Genomic DNA, 19,141 nt, shown 5'->3' with positions numbered 1-19,141 from the left:
TGTTCAGCCGGCCTTTCCTTGAGAGCCATCGGTGCCGCCGGAGCCATGGGTGCCGTCAAAACCGTGGGTGTCGTCAGAGTCATGGATGCCGCCGTAGCCACGCGGCGCCGTGCTCGACGGCGGCAGGCCGCCGTTGAAACGGGTGTCGACGAAGGACGAGAAGTCGAAGCGGCCGGGGATCAGCTTCAGCGCGGCGAAGGTGTCGGCGATCTGCTGCTCGGAGGCGACGGCCGGCCGGTCCAGGGCCACCGTCACCGCCGTACCGCGCGTCCGCTTGACCGCCGCCAGTGCCACGTCCCGGGGCAGCCCGGTCTCCTCGGCCCAGACCTTCGCCCAGGCGTCCGGATGCCGGTGGACCCAGTCCTGCGCTCGCCGCAGCCGGTCCACGTAGTCCTTGAGCGCCGCCGACTTCTTGCCGTCCTCCAGGGCGGCGGGCGCGGCGACCTGGAAACTGAGGCCGTTGACGACGCCCTCGCCGGTGGTCAGGACCCGGGCGTCGGTCTGGTCGAGGGCCTGCGAGGTGTACGGATCCCACACCGCCCAGGCGTCGACCCTGCCGCGGCTGAACGCGGCCAGCGCGTCGGCGGGCTGGAGGAGGTTCAGCGTCACGTCCTTCGGCGACAGGCCGGCCTTCTTCAGGGAGGCCACGAGCTGGTAGTGCGCGGAACTGCCCTGCGCCACCGCGATCGACTTCCCCTTCAGCTCGGCGGGCCGCGTGACCGGCGAGTCCTTCTTCACCAGGACCGTCTCGCCCGCGGACGAGCCGTGCGTCGCCGCGATCACCTTGAACTTGGAGTTCGCGGCGGCGGCGAAGACAGGCGGTGTGTTGCCGACCCCGCCGATGTCCACGGCCCCGGCGTTGACCGCCTCCAGCAGCGGTGGTCCCGAGGTGAAGGTCGACCACTGAATCCGGTACGGGAGGTTCTTCAACTCCCCGGCCGCCCGCAGAACCGCCTCCGAACCACCCTTCTGATCACCGACGTTGAGCGTCACCGACCCCTTACCGTCGGTCCCGCCACGCTTCCCGCCCCCGCTCCCCGAACCATCGGCGCGGGACGCCCCACCGCACGCGGCGAGCGACAGCAGGAGGGGGGCCAGAAGAAGGGCGAGCAGCGGGGCGGCCGACGAGCGGCGGCGCGAAGCGGACGGATGCGGCTGCTTACGCGTTCCCATGCGCCCCCCACCCCGCTGCCTTCTCCTTCTCCTCCGCCTTCACTTCTTCGAACGTCGACGTCGGGGAAGCTCCCAGGCGGTCCAGCAACCGGGCGCGCAGCGCGGCGAACCGTGAATCGGCGACCTCACGCGGACGCGGCAGGCCCACCTCACTCTCGTACGCGATCACGCCACCCTCCATCACCAGCACGCGATCGGCGAGCAGCAGCGCTTCCTCCACGTCATGGGTGACGAGCAGCACCGCACAACCACGTTCCTGCCACAGCTCGGCCACCAGCTTCTGCGCCGTGATACGCGTCAGCGCGTCCAGCGCGCCGAACGGCTCGTCCAGCAGCAGCAGGTCGGGCTCGCGGACCAGCGCGCGGGCCAGGGACGCCCGCTGCGCCTCGCCGCCGGACAACGTCTTGGGCCAGGCGTCCGTACGATGCCCCAGCCCCACCTCAGCCAGAGCCCGCTCCGCGACGTCGCGTTCAGGGGTGCCCGGCAGCCCGAGCAGGACATTGCGCCACACCCGCTTCCACGGCATCAGCCGAGGCGCCTGGAAGGCGACGGCCTTGCGCCGCGGCACCAGCACCTGCCCCTCGATCTCCCGGTCCAGCCCGGCGAGCACCCGCAACAGCGTCGACTTGCCGCATCCACTCCGCCCGAGCAACGCCACGAACTCACCCGGCGCCACATCCAGCCGCAGCCCATCGATGACGGCCCGGCCCCCGAAGGCACGCCCGAGCCCCCGCACCCGCACGGCAGCACCCTCCAAGGCGCACGAGCCCCCTACCCCTATTCCCGCCCCTACCCCTACTTCTGCCCCTGCCCCTACTGTCCGGTGAACGTCGGTCGCCATTGCAGCAGCAGCCTTTCCAGAGTGCGGACGATGAAGTCGGCGAGCAGCCCGAGGGCCGCGTACACCACCAGGCAGACGACGATCACGTCGGTACGGAAGAACTCGCGGGCCTGGTTCATCAGGAACCCGAGCCCGTCATCGGCATTGACCTGCTCACCGAAAACGAGCGCGAGCCAGGCCGTGGCCAGCGAATACCGCAGCCCGGTCATGGCCCCCGGCAGCGCACCCGGCAACACGACATGCCGGATCAGTCCCCAGCGACCGAGCCCCAGCGAGGTACCGGCCTCCACCAACTGCGCGTCCACGCCCCTGATCCCGGCGTACACATTCAGATACAGGTGGAACGCCACACCGAGCGAAATCAGTGCGATCTTCGGTGCCTCGCCGATGCCCAGCCAGATGATGAACAGCGGGACCACACCCACCCACGGCACAGACCGCAGCATCTGCACGACGGGATCCACCAGATCCTCACCCAGCCGCGAGAGCCCGGACGTCAGCGCCAACACCACCCCGGCGACCGCACCCACCACCAACCCGACGGCGACCCGTTGCAGCGACACGAACATCGCCGAGGGCAGCGTCCCATCGCTCACCAGCGTCTCCGCCGTACGGGCGATGGTCCCCGGCGAGGCGAGGATGTCACTCTCCAGTACCCCACTCGCACTCAGCACCTGCCACAGCACGAGCAGCAGCACCGGTACCACGGCCCGGCGCAGCCACCGCGGCATGCTCCGGCGCCGGGCCGACACGGGTACGACGGGGACCAGGTCCGGCCCGGTACGAGACGGTGCGGCCGTATCCCGCCCGGCTTCCGACGGCGGTACGCCGGACTGCACAGGGCCGGCCACCACCTGCTCAACACTCATGAACGCTCCAAAGTCAGAAATTCAGTCAGGAGACGGCGCGCGCCCCCTGACACCCAGCGATGGGCGGGGAAACGTGCTGGGAACAGGTCGGGACCACGCTTGGCCCAACCCAGGACAGGGCACGCCGGCCCCAGCACGAAAGAAACAAAAGAAGACGACGTCGAACTCGACACGACGTCAGCGACGCGAAACGCTCAGCCGGACAGTGGTCCCGGCCGCACCGGCAACCTCAACAACCGCCGCGACACGCGGAGGACGCCACCCGCAGCAGGTCGATGTGACCGCGCGTGGTGAGCCGGGCTGACGTAGACATGTCGCTGAACGTAGCGGCGCGCCTGGAGAAGGGGCAAACACCGTCTCGCCTGCTGGACCATTGTTGCGCGGGCGTTGCGCGTACAGCGGACACGAATCTGCGCGGATCGGGACACCATCCGTACGAAAATGGACCCATGAGTACCGCATTCACGACCCGGACCCTGGACCTGACCACCGGCACCAAGGAAACCGTCGCCGACATCACCGATGACTGCGCCGCCTTCCTCCGCGACGTCGCCGACGGCGGCTCCGGCCTCCTCAACGTCTTCGTCCCGCACGCCACGTCGTGCGACTTGCAACTGTCACGTTCCCCAGTAGACGCACCCAGCGGCCCCTAGAACGGTGTGGGCCCTGGGCGGAGGGCCTACAGAGTGAGCATTGCAACGATTGAGCGACTGGCGACCGCGCCGGAAAACCCGGGAACGTCCCAGGTTCCGGGCATCGATCTGACCCAGTTCATTGATGATGTGGCGGGGTGCCGGCCGGAGGACCTGGCGGACATCTATGTCCGACGGTCCAAGCCGAAAGAGGACCTGGCCACCCTTACGAAACACGCATGGGACATGGTGGAGGCTGCCCACCGGGAGGACCGCAAGGTCCGCGCCGTGTGGTGGGAGCAGCGGAGCGCGTCCAAAGCGTATGTCCGGCGAAATGAGCTGGAGGCGGCCATGCGGGCCGTGCTCGAAGGCCATTCGAAGACGCTGTATGTCCGAAAGCTGGACCGATTCGACCGGCGCGGTATGGGGACTGTGGGGTCCATGCTGGACGAACTGGATAAGCGGAGGGCTAGGCTCCGCGTCGTCAAGGAGGGCCTGGACTCCAGCGTCCCGGGGCAACGAATCATCTTCGCTGTGCTGGCGGAGAGGGCCCGGGAAGAGGCCCAAGACATTGCATGGCGGACCCAGGAGGGCAAGGACGCGCACAAGGCTTTGGGGGAGTGGCAAGGAGGCATTGCCCCGTACGGCCTGGAGCGGGACCCCGACCACAAGGGCCGCGTCCGGCACAGGTGCGACGAATACCTGATTGCGCGAGAGAAGATCGCGGTTCCGCTGCTGAATGGCCAGTCCGCACGGAAGGTGGCGCACCGACTGAATGCGGAGGGCATTCGGACTCGCAACGGCAAGATGTGGTCCGCCACGACGGTGGCCAAACTGGCCCATTCGCCGTTGTGGGCCGGGTTGCTTCCGGACCGCGAGCGCATCATGGACGAGCATGGGAACCCCACCGGTCGGTGGAAGCACCATGGGCGCGCATATGTGGATGACAAGGGCCGAACGGTAAGTGTCGGTCCGGGCGTCATCACCAAGGGCGAACGGATCATCATCGAGGCCAAGTTGGCGTCTCGTACAAGGCCCGAAGGGCGTGGAAAGCGACCGCCGGAGTACGTTTTGACAGAAACTCTCCGGTGTGGTCGGTGTGATGGTCCGATGGAGGGCGGTGGCATGTTGGGCCGTGGCGGTCGGTACCACTGCCGAATGTGGTCCCGTCAGGGCAAGGCGGCATGTCTGGGTGTCATCACGCTGCGGAAGCGTGTGGACGAAGCAGTGATCGCCATGTGGTGGTCCCACGTCTCCGCCTTGGAGCCGGGAGACGCGGCCCTGGACGCCATTGCGCGCCGATGGGTGTCCATCAAGGACCCGGAGAAGGACGCCCGTCGCAAGGAGATCGTGGCGGAGCTGGACGCGGTGAAGGCCCGAATGTCCAAGCTGGACCACGACCACTATGTTCGAGGAAAGCTGCCGGAGGAGCGATACGCCAACCTGCGTGAACAACAGGAGAAGATTCAAGCCGCGTTGGAGGCGGAGCGGGAGGAGCTGTCGAAGGGTTCGGACCTTACAGCCCTTCTGGCTGAACCGGAGACTCTTCAGGAGATTTGGCAGGCTTCGCCACTGGATGAGCGACGCGAGTTGATCCGGTGCGCACTTCCCCGAGTCACGATTGCGCCCGCCAAGAGGCAGGGGGACCGGACGCCCATCCTGAAAAGGTTGACCCCGTTCTGGGTGGACGATCCCAGTGCGACCACGGACGAGATTGCCACGGTCCAGGTAGTCCGCAGTGAGATCATGGCGGAGGGGCTGGATACCGCTGCGTAGATGAGTGGCGTACGCCACACCCTGAGAGGGTCGGACTCGCGAAGATCCGACCCTCTCTTGCGTTGCGTGACGGCCGGCAAGGCGGAGTGTGACGGTAGGGGGTCAGAAATCCGCCCTTCATACCTTCTTTCTCATGTAGGGGTTAGAGGAAGTAGGACCGGAGGTCACTTTTTGTGCCCTCGCCCGTGGAGTGGCCCGGCCGACGGCGAACGAGGGTGTCACGGCCCCCAGTTAATGCATATACAGGCAGGTTCCGCGCTGCGGACTCCAGCGTCTGACGTGGAGGCGAGAGTGCCCCGCCTGTTCAGCTCCTCCCGCGCGCCCCGCTCTCTCCTCCGGGATGCCGCGCGGGGGTTGAGCGTGACCCCGTAGCTCAATGGACAGAGCGCCCGACTGTCGATCGGGTGGTTGCCAGTTCGATTCCGGCCGGGGTCGCTTACACAGGACCACCTAGCGGTGGTCCGCCCACCAGGCGGCCAGGGTGCCCAGTGCGCCTAGGCCAGCGCCTATTGCCCCGGCGATGAAACGAGCCGGTACCTTCCCGGCGGTGAGGCGGACGTTGCCCATGCGAAGCTCAAACCAAGGACGCGTGGGTGGAGTTGACTGATTCAAGGCATGACCCTTCTGCGCGTACCCATAGCTGGGCTGCGTGTGTGGGGTGAGTCTTCCGTGGGTGCAGTGGAGTTGGCAAACCTGCTGGTAGGCGAGCCTGGACACCCGACCTTCCAAGTCTTGGACTCTCGACCTTCCAAGTTTTGGATTCCGGACTGGCCAAGCCTGGATGCTCACCTGCACATCGGGACATGGAGTTCACATCCTTCAGGTGCGCGTCGCAACACCAGGTCGCGGTCACCTCTTAAGAGGTGGCGGCGCTTGTCGCCCGGCCGCCCGCCCGGCCGGGGCACCCCCGAAAGTTAGGCGGTGCTCTTGTCCTTGGGTGCGGTCGCACCTGCCGGCCGGTGGGCCACCGCCAAACGTTAGGCGGTGGGGTGGTGGTGGCTTGGTCGTCACTACCTCACATGAGGCAGTGAGTCTCGTGACTCAGTGCCTCACGTGAGTCGGTGCCTCACGTGAGTCGGTGCCGCCCTTGTGGGTTGCCGGGTCCCCTCCGTGTACACGGGGGTGAACCCGGCCTCTCGGCCCGACACTGCGCCAGCGTGCCGTCATCCCCGCGTAGGCGGGGGCGTGGCCCCTCTAGTGTTCCTCGACGGGGGTACAGCCAGAGGGATAGCCGGAAAGTGCGTCACCTGCGTCACCGTACGCGGGGCGAGCCCGGCATTTAAACACCACTGTTAAGTCAAAGGCAAGCAAGCCCTGTGAGGGTGTTTGTGCAGCTCACAGGTTAATTGGTTAGTTATTTAGAGGCGGACGGAACATGTTCCGTCGGGTGGCTCGTGGGGGACTGTGGCCTGGCAAGGCAGTGATCGGCGTTCGCGCCTTCCGGCTGACTGGCCGGTCCGTCGCCTGTCCGTGTTGAAGCGTGATGGCTTCCAGTGCCGTGGTGTCCTGCGGGACGCGGGTACGCGGTGCACGGCACCGGCCACGGAGGTGGACCACATCGTCCCGGGTGACGACCACGACGTGGCGAACCTTCAGGCTCTGTGCTGGTGGCATCACGCGCGGAAGTCCAGTGCGGAGGGCGCTGCGGCACGTCGGCGGCGCCCGTCCCGGCGGAGGCCGGAGCGTCGGCATCCGGGTGACCTGGGCTGAGTGCTCAGCCGTCTTCGTCTCGCTCTGCATCCAGCGTGAGAACTACGCGGAGGCCGCGGCGCCCGGCATGTCCGTTTCGCCCTGGGGGGTGACCCCCTTCGGCCGGGCCGGAAGACCGAAGCGTGATAGCGGCTCTGTTTCTGTACGGGTTCCAAGGTCCGCCAGGGGGAGCGCTGATCACGGCCGGTAGCGGCCTGACCAGCCTGAATGCTCGTCTGGCGGCTCGTTCTGTAGTCGCCCTGGGAGGGGTTCAAGTGGCAGACATCCAGATCCGCGTCCAGTGCGCGACGGCGCCGGGTTCAGATGCGTATGACCTGCGGCTGGTGACCAGCGCGGCGTACGCCGACGCGGAGGCCGCCATGGTTCGCGCGCTGAAGGATGTGGTGGAGCTGGACCCGGACCGGCGGGTGGTGTCGGCCCGGAAGCAGGCCATCACGTTCGAGGAGATCACGGGGGTGTGACGCGTCGGCGGCCCCCTCCAGACACCCGGAGGGGGAAGCGATGCCCGGCCCCGTGCCCAAACGGTCGGACCAGCGCCGCAGGCGCAATGAGCCGGACGGCCCGGCCCTGGTGAAGGCGGAGGCCGGTAAGGCCCCGGCCATCCCCCGGGCCTCCGGTGACTGGCACCCCATCGCGAAGCGGTGGTTTCAGAGCCTGAAGGACTCCGGCCAGGCCCAGTTCTACGAGCAGTCGGATTGGCTCACGGCTGTGTACGTGGCGGAGGCCATGAGCCGCAACCTGGGCCAGGGCAAGTTCAGTGCCCAGCTCTTCCAGGCGGTCATGTCCGCGATGACAGACCTCCTGACCACGGAGGGCGCCCGACGGCGGGCCCGTGTGGAGCTGGAGCGGGAGGACGCCGGGGAGGACCCGGCGGAGGCGGCCCGCGTGACGCTCATGGAGACCTACCGGCGGGCGGCCGGAGGCAAGTAGGCGGAGTGGCATCACTCCCCGGAAGTTGAGGGGAGGTGATGCCTTGCCAGCCCAAACGCTAGAACCGGTCCGTACGTGGCCGGATACCGTGCCGGACCCGACACGGACCCTGGGGTGGGACGTGCTCCTGTGGACCTCCCGCTACCTCCTTCAGCCGGACGGCCCCGACGCGGGCCAGCCCTGGCGGTACACGCCGGAACAGGTCCGCATCGTCCTCCGCTGGTTCGAGATCAACGACCGCGGGGAGTTCGTCCGGCGCCAGGGCACCGTCCGGCGCTTGAAGGGCTGGGGGAAGGACCCGTTCCTGGCGTCGCTGTGCGCCGTCGAATTCGCCGGTCCGTGCCGCTTCGGCGGTTGGCGCGAGGACGGAACCCCGATCGCGGTTCCCCACCCGGCCCCGTGGGTTCAGGTGTGTGCGGTCAGCAAGGACCAGACCCGCAACACCATGCGTCTGTTCCCGGGGATGTTCTCCCCGGAGGCCATCGCGGCGTACGGCATCGACCTGGGCAAGGAAATCATCTACTCCGCCGGAGGCGGGGTGATTGAGGCCGTCACCAGCTCACCGCGTGCGCTGGAGGGCGGCCGATTACTGATCCACTTTTGTGGTGATGAACGAGACCCATCACTGGATCTCGTCCAACGGCGGCCACGAGATGGCGATGACCATCGCGGGCAACGTCGGCAAGAGCCGGGGCGGCGGCGCCCGGACCATGGAGATCACCAACGCCCCTTTGCCGGGCGAGGACTCCGTGGCGGAACAGACCTGGCACGCCTGGTCGAAGTTCGCGGAGGGCAAGAGCCGGGATTCCGGCCTGTATTACGACTCCGTGGAGGCCCCGCCGGTGGACCTGGCGGACCCGGACCAGCTAAGGGCCGGCATCCTCGCGGCCCGGGGTGACGCGGACTGGCTGGATGTGGAGTGGATCGTCTCCACGATCTACTCCGGCCATATGCCGCGCTCGCGGTCGCAGCGCATGTTCCTCAATCAGTTGGTGACGGCTGAGGATCAGCTCATTGCCCCGGAGGACTGGGACGCGTGCGCGGTGGATGACCACCTGGAGGACGGCGACGCCGTGACCCTGGGGTTCGACGGCGGGCGGACCGATGACGCTACGGCCCTGGTGGCTGTTCGCGTGCGGGACCGCCTGGTGGTGCCCCTGGGCGTGTGGGAGAAGCCCGACGGCCCGGCCGGTGACGGTTGGCAGGTGGACCGCCAGGCCGTGGACGGTGCGGTCCGCAACGCTCTGGAGCGCTACGACGTGCAGGCGTTCCACGCGGACGTGGCGCTGTGGGAGTCCTATGTGGATGCCTGGAGCGAGGACTACCGGGACCGCCTGGTCATCAAGGCATCTGCGCATTCGGCCGTGGGCCGGGACATGCGCGGCGGCCTCCAGGAACTGACCCTGGCCAACGAACGGTTGGTGGCCGCCATCGAGGACGGACAGCTCCGGCACCCGGGGTCTGGAGAAACGTTTCCTCTGGGGCGGACGCTGCGCCGTCACGTGCTGAACGCCCGCCGCCGGATCAACCGGTACGGCCTGAGTTTCGGCAAGTCCAGCCGCGAGTCCGCGCACAAGATCGACGCGTACGCGGCCACGCTGCTGGCCGACCTCGCGCGCCACCGGCTCATCGAATCCGGCAAGACCCGGCCCGCCGAACGGTCCGGGGCCGTGTACTTCTTCTAGGCCCCGAAGGGGAGCGCTTGACCATCACGACTGTCTCCCCGACGGCACGCGCGGAGTTGGGGTTTGCCCGGCTCCGCGCGGACCGGGACCGGCTGGACCGCATCGACCGCTACATGCGCGGCGACCATGACGGCCCGTACATCCCCCGCAGCGCCACCGAGGAATACAAGCTGCTGGCCAAGCGTGCCGTGTCCAACTGGCTTCCGCTGCTGGTCAAAACACCGTCCCAGGCCATGGCCGTGGACGGGTACCGGCGGAGTGCCGGCCGCGATGGCGAGGCGCCGGAGGAGACCCCGGCGGAGTGGCGGGCCTGGCAGGACCAGCGCATGGACGCCCGCCAGACTCCCGTCCACCGGGCCGCGTTGGCCTACGGTCAGGCGTTCGTGACGGTCCTGCCGGATGCTGCGGACCCGGCCCGGCCGGTGATCCGGGGCGTGTCCCCGCGTCTGCTGTACGCCTCGTACGAGGACCCGGCGGCCGACGCGCTTCCGCTGTGGGCCCTCCAGGTGGAGACCGTCCCCGACCGGGACGGCGTGGAGGCGCGGGCGTGGCTGTATGACGCCACGTACGTTCATGACCTGATCGTGGGCGGCAAGGGCGGGCCCCAGCTCCTGGCGTCGCGGCCGCACGGCTTCACCGTGTGCCCCGTGGTCCGGTTCGCGCCGGACATCGACCTGGAGGGCCGGGTCACGGGCGTGGTGGAGCCGATGATCCCGATCCAGGATCGGGTCAACCAGACGGTGTTCGACCTGTTGATCTCGCAGACGTTCGGGTCGTTCAAGGTCCGGACGATCTCCGGCCTGGCGCCGGAGTTCCGGCGTGACCCGGAGAGCGGGGAAATCCTCTACGACGCCAACGGGCGGCCCCAGGTCATCCCCATTCAGGCGGACGCCTCCCGCTTCCTGGTCGCGCCCGACGCGGACACCAAGTTCTCCCAGCTAGACGAAACTCCGTTGTCGGGGTTTTTGGACGCCATCGAGCTGGCGACCAAGCACCTGGCCGCCCTGTCCCAGACCCCGCCGCATTACCTCCTCGGCTCCATGGTCAACCTGAGCGCGGAGGCCCTGGCGGCAGCGGAATCGGCCCTGTCGCGAGCGGTGGACGAGTACAAGCACGCCATGGGGGAGTCCTGGGAACTGGTCCTGTCGCTGTGCGCCACGGTCGTGGGCGGGGAGCCGGATCCCCGGGCCGAAGTCCTCTGGAAGGACGCCGAATCGCGCTCCCTGGCCCAGACGGTGGACGCCCTGGGCAAGGCCGTGCAGATGCTGGACGTTCCGGCCCGCGCGATGTGGTCGCGCATCCCCGGCGTCACGGCCCGGGACGTGGAGGAATGGGCGCAGATCCAGGAAGCGGACGACCCCGGCCTACGGATGGCCGACCGGATGGCGTCCGCCGTGGTGGCCGCTCCGGCGCTCACGGAGCGCATGGCCGGCGGTGACGGTGAGTAGAGCCACCGCGGATCTCCTGGAAGAGCACTGGCAGGCACAGGAGCGGATCGGCGCGGCCGTCTGTGCCCAGTGCCTGGCCCACTGGTCGCGCGTGAACCCTCACTCCCTGGAGGAGTCCGGGGCCGCGTGGCTGGCGTGGGTGCTGGCGGTCATCCGGGGCGAGCGGCGCCGGTCGCGGGAGCAGGCGGCGGCCTTCTACCGGCTGTACCGGGCCCTGGAGACCGGGCACACCTTCCCGCCCCTGTCCGGGGAGGCGGTGGGCGAGGCGACGACCCTGGGGGAGTTGCGGGAGGACTGGGCGGCCCGGACCGGGGCCGTGCGCACCCCGGAGCCGGACGACGGCCAGGCCATCGTCCTGGAGGGGTTCGACTGGCCGGAGGAGCCCGCAGAGCGCCACGACCGCGCGGCGGTGGCCTCCCTGGTCTCCCAGGGCCCGGCACGCGTCCGTGAAGCCGCCCAGCGGGCCCAGGAGGCCCCCGTGGAGGCACGCGGGCGGCTGGATGACGCCGGGTTCCTCCAGGAGCTGGAGGAGTCCACGCAGACGGCCGGGCGTACGGCGGCCATGGCGGCCGACCGGGAGGCCCTGCGGGCCGGGCGGGACCTGATCGACCGGGCATCGAACGAGGACCGGCGGGTGGTCGGCTGGGCCCGCGTGACCGACGGCAACCCGTGCGCGTTCTGCGCCATGCTGGCGAGCCGGGGCGCGATCTACACGAGCCGGGCCACGGCGGCCGGTGGCGGGCGGCGCAAGCCTGCCGGGTCGCCGGACGGGCGGCGCCGGGCGAACCGGCGGCCCCCGGTGGCCCTGGAAGACCTCACCCGCTACCACAACGGGTGTCACTGCCAGACGGTCCCGGTCTACTCCAGGAACGACTTCATGACCGACGACGCCAAGCGGTACGACCGCGAATGGCAGGAGGTCACGCGCGGCATGGCCGGTGCGGAGGCCCGGAGGGCCTGGCGTCGGCACATCGAATCATCACGTTGACGGAAGGCCCCCACATGGCAGACACCCCCACCCCCGACGCGACCGACGCCACCCCGGAGGCGCAGACGGAACATGTTCCGTCCGATGACCCGGAGAGCCAGGAGCAGGCGCCGGAGCCGGAGGACGGCGAGGACGGCCAGGAGCTGGACGCCGACGCCCTCCGTGCGGAGCTGAAGACGGTACGGGCCGAAGCGGCCCGCTACCGCACCAAGGCCCGGGAGACGGCGGAGGCCCTGAAGGCGGCCAAGACGCCGGAGGAGTTCCAGGCGGTGGCCGACCGGGCGGCGGAGCTGGAAACAGACCTGCACCGCGAACGCCTGGCCCGCCGCTACCACCTGCCGGACGCGCTGGCCGTACGGATCTGCGGTGAGGACGAGGACGCCCGCGAGGCGGACGCCAAGGCGCTGGCGGAAATCCTCCACGCCCAGGGCGGCGGCATGGGCCGGGGCGGCCTGGACCCGTCGGCCAAGGCGGAGGCCAGCGACCCGGCGGAGCTGGCGGCCGGCATCCCCCGCGCGCGCCGGTAGAGCAGCACAAGTAGCACCAAAACCAAGGGCTTTCCTGACCAAGGGCCTTTGGTGAAGCGGTGTGCGCTGGCCCGGGGCCCCGGCCCTGAGCGGAGCACATGGCGAACAGCTTTCTGAAGGCGGAGAAGATCGCGGCTACGGCCCTCGGTCTTCTGGAGCGGGAGATGGTTCTCTCCCGCCTGGTGTGGACGAGTGGCGGTTTCGACTTCACCGGCGCCAAGAACGACACCGTGACCATTCGTATCCCGGCGACCACCACGGCCCGCGAGTACGAGTGGCGCAACGACCGCAGTTCGGACATTGTCCTGGACGAACTGGCGGAGGACTCGATCACGGTCCAGCTCAACAAGGACATTTACAGCGCGGTCGGCGTCACGGACGAGGAACTGACGCTGGACATCAAGGACTTCGGCTCGCAGATCCTCCAGCCGCAGGTCAACGCGGTCGCCAAGGCCGTGGACACGGGCGTGGCGAACATGATCGAGGGCGCCAACTACGCCAACACCGTGGCGGTGGACGAGGCGGACCCGTGGCTGGCCATCGTGGACGCCCGCGCCGCGCTGAACAAGGCCAACGTTCCCCAGGAGGGGCGGACCCTCCTGGTCGGCGCGGACGTGGAAACCGCCCTGCTGAAGTCCGGCCGGATCAACGATCACTCGAAGTCCGGTTCGGACACCGCGCTCCGCTCGGCGACCATCGGCCGTCTGGCCGGGTTCGACCTGGTGGTGTCCAACGCCATCAACCCGCGCGCCGCGTACGGCTTCATCCCCAGCGCGTTCGTGCTGGCGACCCGGGCCCCGGCCATCCCGGCCGGTGTCACCTCCGGCTCCTCGCAGTCGTACAACGGGCTGGCCATGCGCTGGATTCGCGACTACGACGCGAACAAGCTGCGGGACCGTTCGATCCTGAACGTCTACGCCGGTTACAACGTCATGACTGACAAGGTGGGCAGCGCCAAGAAGCTGGTCCGCGCGGTCAAGCTGGACATGGCTACGGCCCCGTCGAAGCCCTCCACGGGCGCGTAAGGCGGGCCGTATGACGACGCCCCTGGCAGACATAGCGGCGCTGGAAAGGCGCCTGGGCCGGGAGCTGGTCGGCCAGGAGCGCACGCAGGCGGAGGCCGCGTTGGCGGATGCCTCCGCCATCGTGCGCGCCTACGGGGACGCCTGGCCCGATCCGGCCAGGGCCCCGGAGGTCGCGGTGGCCGTCACCCTGGCGGCTGCTGAGCGGCGCGTCCGCAACCCGGAGGGGTACCGGTCGGAGCTTCAAGGCGGCTACCAGTACCAGCTTCCCGCGTCACTGCCCGTGGGCGCCGGCCTGACCGACAGTGAGGCCCGGATGGTCCGCGCAGCCGTCGGCGCCTGCGGCATCTTCGCCGTGCCCATGGAGTCCCTGGGGGGTTCGCTGTGAGCCTGCTGGACTCCGGCCCGGACACGGTGACCGTGTACCCCACGGTGGTCGTGGACGACGGGTACGGCGGCACCAAGCCCGGCCCCGGCGCCCCGGTGACCCTCCGGGCCCGCGTCCTGCCCTCCACCACGGACGATAGCGGCGAGCCCGGCTATCTGACCGGCACCGAGTACCGGGTGTACGCCCGGTCCCTCCCGGCCGGGCCCTGGTCCCGCGTCGAGTGGGCCGGGGCCACCTGGGCCGTGGTCGGCGAGCCCCAGCACTTCGGCGGGGGCCGCCGCCTGGCCCACCACGTAGCCACGATCCGAAAGCGGGGGTGATCCCATGGCGACGGTCAAACCCAACCTGGACAGCATCGTGGCCCACCTGCCCGGCGTGCGCGACGCCGTGGCGGACGAGCTGGAGCACCGCGCGGACCGGGTGCGGGCGGTCGTCGAGGCGCACCGGCGCACCGGGGCCCTGGCCGACCACACCAAGGTCTGCACCAACCGCACGGACTCCACTGTGACGCTGGAGGACCCGGCGGTATTCGCCATCAACTACGGCCACTGGGCCCGCGACGGCCTGACGTGGGTGTCCGGCATCCACGCCATTGAGGCGGGCCTGTGAGGCCGGTTCTCCCCGACGTCGACGCCCTGGTGACCGACGCGCTCCGCGCCGGTCTGAGCGGCGCCATGGTCCGTGTGCTGTGGCCCGACGACTGGGCCGACCGGCTCCCGCTGGTGGTGGCCCGCCGGGTGCCCGGCGGCTCCTCCAACCCGCTCGGTATCGACGTGGCCCTGGTCGATGTGCAGTGCGCGGCCACCGACCGGCGCGACGCCTCCAGCCTGGCCCGCGTCGCGCGGGTGGTCCTGGCGGAGGCGTGCCGCAACCAATTCCGCGGGCCCGACGGCTACCTGTCCCGGTTCGAGGACGTGAGCGGCCCGGCGGAGATCCGCACGGGTTCCCCGGCGGCCGGGCCGGACCTGTTCCGGTTCCAGGCCACCTACCGGGTCACGGCCCGCCCCCTGCAACACAGAAAGACCCTGCATGGCGCTCATTGACGACGCCGCGATTGTCGCGGCGGGCGGATACATCTTCATCGCCGACCCGGACACGGACAAGCCCGTGGACCTCACCGACCCGACCAAGCCGGGCGGTGGCTGGGAGAACATCGGCCATACCAAGTTGGACGAACTCCCGGAGTTCGGCCGGGACGGTGATGACCCGGAGATCAAGGGCAGTTGGCAGAATGCCAAGCTGCGGGCGACCACGCCGGACGTGACGTACTCGATCACGTTCCAGTCCATCCAGGCCACGGCCCTGACCTACCAGCTCTACTTTGGTGCGGGCCCGGCGGCCGTCCAGGCGGACCACTCGTTCCGCATCCCGGCCACGCCGGTGCCGCAGACCAAGGCGCTCCTGGTGGTCCTGGTGGACGGAACCAACTACCTGCCGCTGTACCACCCGCGCGTGTCCCTCCTGGGCTCGGACGCGGTGGGCATGTCCAACGATGACTTCGTGGCCTTCCCGATCAAGGCCACCATCCTGGGCTCCGCCAAGCTGGGCAACTCCATCGGCGAATGGGCCCAGGTCGCGGCCCCGGTGGCCCCGCCCCAGACCAGCGGCGATTCTCACGCTGCGTAGAGCGCCGGCCAAGCGCTCCGTAACCACCCTTCCGCCCGGCCGGTCCCTCCGGGCGGAAGGGATTTCTTCCCAGGGACCGCACCACGCACGACTTTTGGGGACCACCCTTGGCACTTTCTTGCGCAGACATGATGGCGGAAGCGGCGGCGGAGTACGCGGGCCTGGAGCTGGAGACGCGGGCCGGTGAAACCGTCCAGCTCCGCAACATTCTCATGCTGCCGGACAAGGGCCTGAAGGCCGCCCGCGTCATCCTCGCGCGTCTCGGCGAGACCGGCACGGACGACCTGGAGGAGCTGGTCCCGCAGATCCGGGACCTTCTCCTCCTGGTGGCCGACGACCCCGCCGCGCTGAAGGCGGAGATGGAGGACTGGCCCCTGGGCATGTTCGTCCGGGCGGTCGGCGAGTGGCAGGAGGAGACCCAGGTGGGGGAAGCTCCGCGCTCGGAGAGCTGATAGACCAGGGCCACGGCGGGCCCCTGCGGGCGGACCTCCAGCGGTACTACGGCCTGGACCTGGCCGACGTGTGGAGGGGCGCCCTCGCACCCCGCCGGGCCTGGCAGCTCACCGAGCATCTGCCCCCGGACTCCGCCCTGGCCGCATCGCTGGCGGGCGGGCCCGAACACCGGGGCTGGACGGTGCAAACCCACCTGCTGGCCCAGCTCATCAACGCCGTACGGTTCGCCGACGCCAACAACGTCCGCGTCTCCGGCGGCAAGCTCAAGCGGGAACCCGTTCCCGTCAACGTTCCACAGGTCAAGGCGGATAGTCCCAAGCCACGCCTTGACCTGTCCTCGCACCCCTTGGCCAAGCCCATAGCACCACCAGGGGGTAGCACTTGGCCGGGCCCGGAGGCCGCGAGGCCGGGCGACTGTCGATCCGTGTCCTCCCCGACACGTCGAACTTCGCCACCTCTCTCCAGCGGTACCTAGACCGCATCGAGCGGCGCGCCCGCGTCCAGGTCCAGGCCGTCCCGGACCTTACCGGGTTCCGGGAGCGCCTGAACACCCAACTGGCCCGGGTACGGGCCCGCGTCAAGGTCCTGGTCGATCCGGACCTGTCGCAGTTCCGCGACCGGCTCCGCGGCCGTCTGGAGGGCGCGAACGCATCCCTTGGCGTCCGCCTGGAGGTCAGCGAGCGGGAGGTGGCCCGGCTCCGCCGGGAGCTGGCCCACCTCGAACCCCCGCTGACCATCCCGGCCCGCATCGATGCGGACCGCAACGCCCTCGCGGCGCTGAGCCGCAACGTCTCCTCGCTCGGCGGGGATTCGGGCGGCGCGGCGCGCGGCCTCCTGTCGCTGGTCGGCTCCGTAGGGAAGCTGGCCACGATGGCCTCCACCGTTCCGGCGGTGGCGGGCCTGGCCTCGTCGATTGCGGCCATGGCCCCGGCGGCCGGGGTCGCGGCCCCGGCCGTCCTGGCCCTGGCGTCGGCCGGGGCGGCCCTGAAGATCGGCATGTCCGGCGTCGCCGACGCACTCCACGGCGACGCGGACGCCATGGCGAAACTCGCGCCGTCGGCGCGGGATTTCGTCCGCCAGGCCAAGGCCCTGGGCCCGGCCTGGGACAAGGTGAAACAGTCCGTCCAGGGCGCCGTGTTCAAGGGCCTGGGCGACACGCTCACCCAGACCTCGCGCGCCGTCCTGCCCGTCCTGCGCACGGAGTTGACCGGCGCGGGCGCCGCCCTGAACGGGATGGCCAAGGATGCGGCCGGCACTGCCCGCGCCCTGGCCCAGGACGGCACCCTGGGCAAGGCCCTGGGCGGGGCGACCAAGGGCCTTCAGAACATGAAGGGCCTGCCCGGTACGGTCCTTCAGGGCCTTACCCAGCTCGGCGCGGCTGCCGCTCCGGTCTGGGAGCGGATGACGTCCTCCATGGGGGACGGCCTGGACCGTCTCCGGGGCCGGATGACCTCGGCGTTCGAGTCCGGGGGCATGACCCGCGCCATTGAGCGCGGGGTGGGCGTCGCCCGCACCTTCGGCGGCGTCCTGGCCAACGTCGGCAAGACCCTGGGCAACGTCCTGGGATCGGCGGCCGACGCCGGAGGCGGGGCCCTCCAGGTTCTTTCGGAGCTGGCCGCGACGGCCGCCCGGGTCACGGCGACGCCGGAGGCCCAGGCGACGTTCAAGGCCCTGTTCGAGACCGTTTCGGCGGTCGGCCGGGCCGTTTCGACCGTCCTGGGGGCTGCTCTCCAGGCGGCCATGCCGTTGCTCGCCTCACTGGCGACAACGTTGTCAGGGCCGGTCCAGAACGCGGCCCGGACCTTGGGCCCGGTTCTGGCCCAGCTCGCGACGACCTTGGGCACGGCCCTGGGCCCGGTCGTCCAGATCGTCGGTCAGGCCCTGGCGGCCTGTCTGCCGATCGTGACGCAGCTCGCGTCACAGCTCGTCGGAGCCCTCGGCCCCGTCCTGACGGTCGTCGGCGGCCTGGTCGCCCAGATCGCGTCTGCGCTGCTCACGGCCCTAAAGCCGGTCCTCGCGCAGCTCCCGGCGATCGTCGGGCCGATCCTGTCCGTTGTCGCCCAGCTTGCCCCGATTTTGGGGCAATTGGTCGGTCAACTGGTCAGTGCGCTGGCCCCTGCGCTGGCCACCATCGGCTCCGCGCTCGGTCAACTCCTGGCCGCTTGCGGGCCGTTGATCACGGCCCTGGGCTCGCTGCTGGCCGGTGCGTTCAAGGCGCTGATGCCGGTGATCACGGTGGTGATCGGCATCGTCGGCAAGATCGCGGGGGTGCTGGCGGAGCTGGCCGCGAAGTACATCACCGCCGTGGTCGTCCCCGCGATCAAGATGATCGTCGCGCTGTTCCGGGGCGACTTCTCCGGCGCGCTGAACGCGGCCAAGTCGCTGCTGTCCGGGCTGGCTTCGTTCTTCGGTGCCATCTTCTCCAAGATCGGTTCCGTCGTCTCGTCCGGCGTCTCCGCCGTGGTCGGGTTCTTCGGGAACATGGGCTCCCGGGCCTGGTCGGCGGTGAAGTCCATGGGCTCCAACGTCGTCTCGGCGGCGCGCTCCGGCCTGTCGTCCATGGTCCACAGCATCGGGTCCGGGATCTCCTCGGCCGTCTCGACCGTCCGGGAGCTGCCCGGCCGGGCCCGCGACGCCCTGGGCAATCTCGGCGGGACGCTGATCAACGCCGGAAAGTCCCTGATCAAGGGCTTCATTCACGGCATCACGTCCATGATCAGCTCCCTGAAGAACAAGCTGTCCAGCATCACCAACATGCTGCCGGACTGGAAGGGCCCGGCGGAGCTGGACGCCCGCATCCTGACCCCCAACGGCCGTCTGTTGCTGAAGGGCTTCATGCGCGGCATCGAGGACCAGGTGCCGCACCTGAAGCGCCAGTTGGGCGGCCTCACCGGCGACCTACCGGCCATGGTCGGCGGGCCGGTCCGGGTCCAGACGGAACATGTTCCGTCCACCAGCCGGAGCGGCACCGGGCCGACGGCTGCACTGACCATCGAGAACTTCCACGCCGGGAACCTGTCGCCTGCCCAGGTGGCCCGTGAGCTGGAGTGGCGCATGAAGGCAAGGGGGTAGC

18 protein-coding genes, 1 tRNA gene and 1 pseudogene are annotated in these 19,141 nt (G+C 69.6%); 17 read left to right on the top strand and 3 right to left on the bottom strand.

Going from position 1 to position 19,141, the window contains the following annotated elements; all coding sequences use genetic code 11:
* Positions 1 to 3: 3 nt before the first annotated feature.
* Genes ACZ53K_RS29400 through ACZ53K_RS29390 form a run of 3 tightly spaced genes read right to left on the bottom strand, consistent with a single transcriptional unit; the run spans position 4 to position 2,721 of the window.
* Positions 4 to 1,173, bottom strand: coding sequence for an ABC transporter substrate-binding protein (locus ACZ53K_RS29400; protein WP_468842251.1), 1,170 nt, complete (start codon positions 1,171 to 1,173; stop codon positions 4 to 6).
* The gene (locus ACZ53K_RS29395; RefSeq protein WP_468842249.1) at positions 1,160 to 2,014 is read right to left on the bottom strand and encodes an ABC transporter ATP-binding protein; all 855 of its coding nucleotides are present in this window, start codon (positions 2,012 to 2,014) and stop codon (positions 1,160 to 1,162) included. The genes ACZ53K_RS29400 and ACZ53K_RS29395 overlap by 14 nt, the downstream gene beginning before the upstream one ends.
* Positions 1,987 to 2,721, bottom strand: a complete 735-nt coding sequence (locus tag ACZ53K_RS29390; protein ID WP_468842461.1) for an ABC transporter permease — start codon at positions 2,719 to 2,721, stop codon at positions 1,987 to 1,989. Before ACZ53K_RS29390 ends, ACZ53K_RS29395 begins: the two co-directional genes overlap by 28 nt.
* A gap of 611 nt (positions 2,722 to 3,332) precedes the next feature.
* On the opposite strand from ACZ53K_RS29390, the pseudogene ACZ53K_RS29385 reads away from it, so the two are divergent.
* The 17 genes and pseudogenes from ACZ53K_RS29385 to ACZ53K_RS29305 form a co-directional block, all read left to right on the top strand.
* Positions 3,333 to 3,485: pseudogene (locus ACZ53K_RS29385) on the top strand (YjbQ family protein); the annotation flags it as partial.
* Between the two features lie 84 nt (positions 3,486 to 3,569).
* The gene (locus tag ACZ53K_RS29380) at positions 3,570 to 5,291 is read left to right on the top strand and encodes a recombinase family protein (RefSeq protein WP_468842246.1); all 1,722 of its coding nucleotides are present in this window, start codon (positions 3,570 to 3,572) and stop codon (positions 5,289 to 5,291) included.
* A gap of 362 nt (positions 5,292 to 5,653) precedes the next feature.
* A tRNA-Asp gene (locus tag ACZ53K_RS29375) sits at positions 5,654 to 5,726 on the top strand.
* A 1,529-nt stretch (positions 5,727 to 7,255) separates the two neighbouring features.
* Positions 7,256 to 7,462: a hypothetical protein gene (locus ACZ53K_RS29370; protein ID WP_468842243.1), complete on the top strand. Its 207-nt coding sequence runs from the start codon at positions 7,256 to 7,258 to the stop codon at positions 7,460 to 7,462.
* A 40-nt stretch (positions 7,463 to 7,502) separates the two neighbouring features.
* The gene (locus ACZ53K_RS29365; protein WP_468842241.1) at positions 7,503 to 7,931 is read left to right on the top strand and encodes a phage terminase small subunit; all 429 of its coding nucleotides are present in this window, start codon (positions 7,503 to 7,505) and stop codon (positions 7,929 to 7,931) included.
* A gap of 608 nt (positions 7,932 to 8,539) precedes the next feature.
* Positions 8,540 to 9,616, top strand: coding sequence for a terminase (locus ACZ53K_RS29360; RefSeq protein WP_468842239.1), 1,077 nt, complete (start codon positions 8,540 to 8,542; stop codon positions 9,614 to 9,616).
* A gap of 17 nt (positions 9,617 to 9,633) precedes the next feature.
* Positions 9,634 to 11,064, top strand: a complete 1,431-nt coding sequence (locus ACZ53K_RS29355; protein ID WP_468842237.1) for a phage portal protein — start codon at positions 9,634 to 9,636, stop codon at positions 11,062 to 11,064.
* A complete protein-coding gene (locus tag ACZ53K_RS29350; protein WP_468842235.1) occupies positions 11,051 to 12,052 on the top strand; it encodes a VG15 protein in 1,002 nt (333 codons plus the stop codon). The genes ACZ53K_RS29355 and ACZ53K_RS29350 overlap by 14 nt, the downstream gene beginning before the upstream one ends.
* Positions 12,053 to 12,066: 14 nt before the next feature.
* Positions 12,067 to 12,579 carry a hypothetical protein gene (locus ACZ53K_RS29345; RefSeq protein WP_468842233.1) on the top strand — a complete coding sequence of 171 codons (513 nt, stop codon included), beginning with the start codon at positions 12,067 to 12,069 and terminating at the stop codon, positions 12,577 to 12,579.
* Between the two features lie 98 nt (positions 12,580 to 12,677).
* Positions 12,678 to 13,604 carry a phage major capsid protein gene (locus ACZ53K_RS29340; protein WP_468842231.1) on the top strand — a complete coding sequence of 309 codons (927 nt, stop codon included), beginning with the start codon at positions 12,678 to 12,680 and terminating at the stop codon, positions 13,602 to 13,604.
* Positions 13,605 to 13,614: 10 nt separating this feature from the next.
* Positions 13,615 to 13,989 carry a hypothetical protein gene (locus ACZ53K_RS29335; RefSeq protein WP_468842229.1) on the top strand — a complete coding sequence of 125 codons (375 nt, stop codon included), beginning with the start codon at positions 13,615 to 13,617 and terminating at the stop codon, positions 13,987 to 13,989.
* Entirely contained in the window at positions 13,986 to 14,309 is a 324-nt protein-coding gene (locus ACZ53K_RS29330) for a hypothetical protein (RefSeq protein WP_468842227.1), read from the top strand. The genes ACZ53K_RS29335 and ACZ53K_RS29330 overlap by 4 nt, the downstream gene beginning before the upstream one ends.
* A gap of 4 nt (positions 14,310 to 14,313) precedes the next feature.
* Entirely contained in the window at positions 14,314 to 14,598 is a 285-nt protein-coding gene (locus tag ACZ53K_RS29325; RefSeq protein ID WP_468842224.1) for a DUF5403 family protein, read from the top strand.
* Positions 14,595 to 15,032 carry a phage tail termination protein gene (locus tag ACZ53K_RS29320; RefSeq protein ID WP_468842222.1) on the top strand — a complete coding sequence of 146 codons (438 nt, stop codon included), beginning with the start codon at positions 14,595 to 14,597 and terminating at the stop codon, positions 15,030 to 15,032. The genes ACZ53K_RS29325 and ACZ53K_RS29320 overlap by 4 nt, the downstream gene beginning before the upstream one ends.
* The gene (locus ACZ53K_RS29315; RefSeq protein WP_361635624.1) at positions 15,019 to 15,615 is read left to right on the top strand and encodes a phage tail tube protein; all 597 of its coding nucleotides are present in this window, start codon (positions 15,019 to 15,021) and stop codon (positions 15,613 to 15,615) included. Before ACZ53K_RS29320 ends, ACZ53K_RS29315 begins: the two co-directional genes overlap by 14 nt.
* 128 nt (positions 15,616 to 15,743) lie before the next feature.
* Positions 15,744 to 16,067: a phage tail assembly protein gene (locus tag ACZ53K_RS29310; RefSeq protein WP_468842219.1), complete on the top strand. Its 324-nt coding sequence runs from the start codon at positions 15,744 to 15,746 to the stop codon at positions 16,065 to 16,067.
* A gap of 382 nt (positions 16,068 to 16,449) precedes the next feature.
* Positions 16,450 to 19,140 carry a phage tail protein gene (locus ACZ53K_RS29305; RefSeq protein ID WP_468842217.1) on the top strand — a complete coding sequence of 897 codons (2,691 nt, stop codon included), beginning with the start codon at positions 16,450 to 16,452 and terminating at the stop codon, positions 19,138 to 19,140.
* Position 19,141: the final 1 nt, after the last annotated feature.

It is taken from the genome of Streptomyces sp. NPDC033221 (assembly GCF_055577005.1).
The sequence above is the reverse complement of the archived record's forward strand: the minus strand, read 5'-3'. Positions and strand labels throughout refer to the sequence as shown.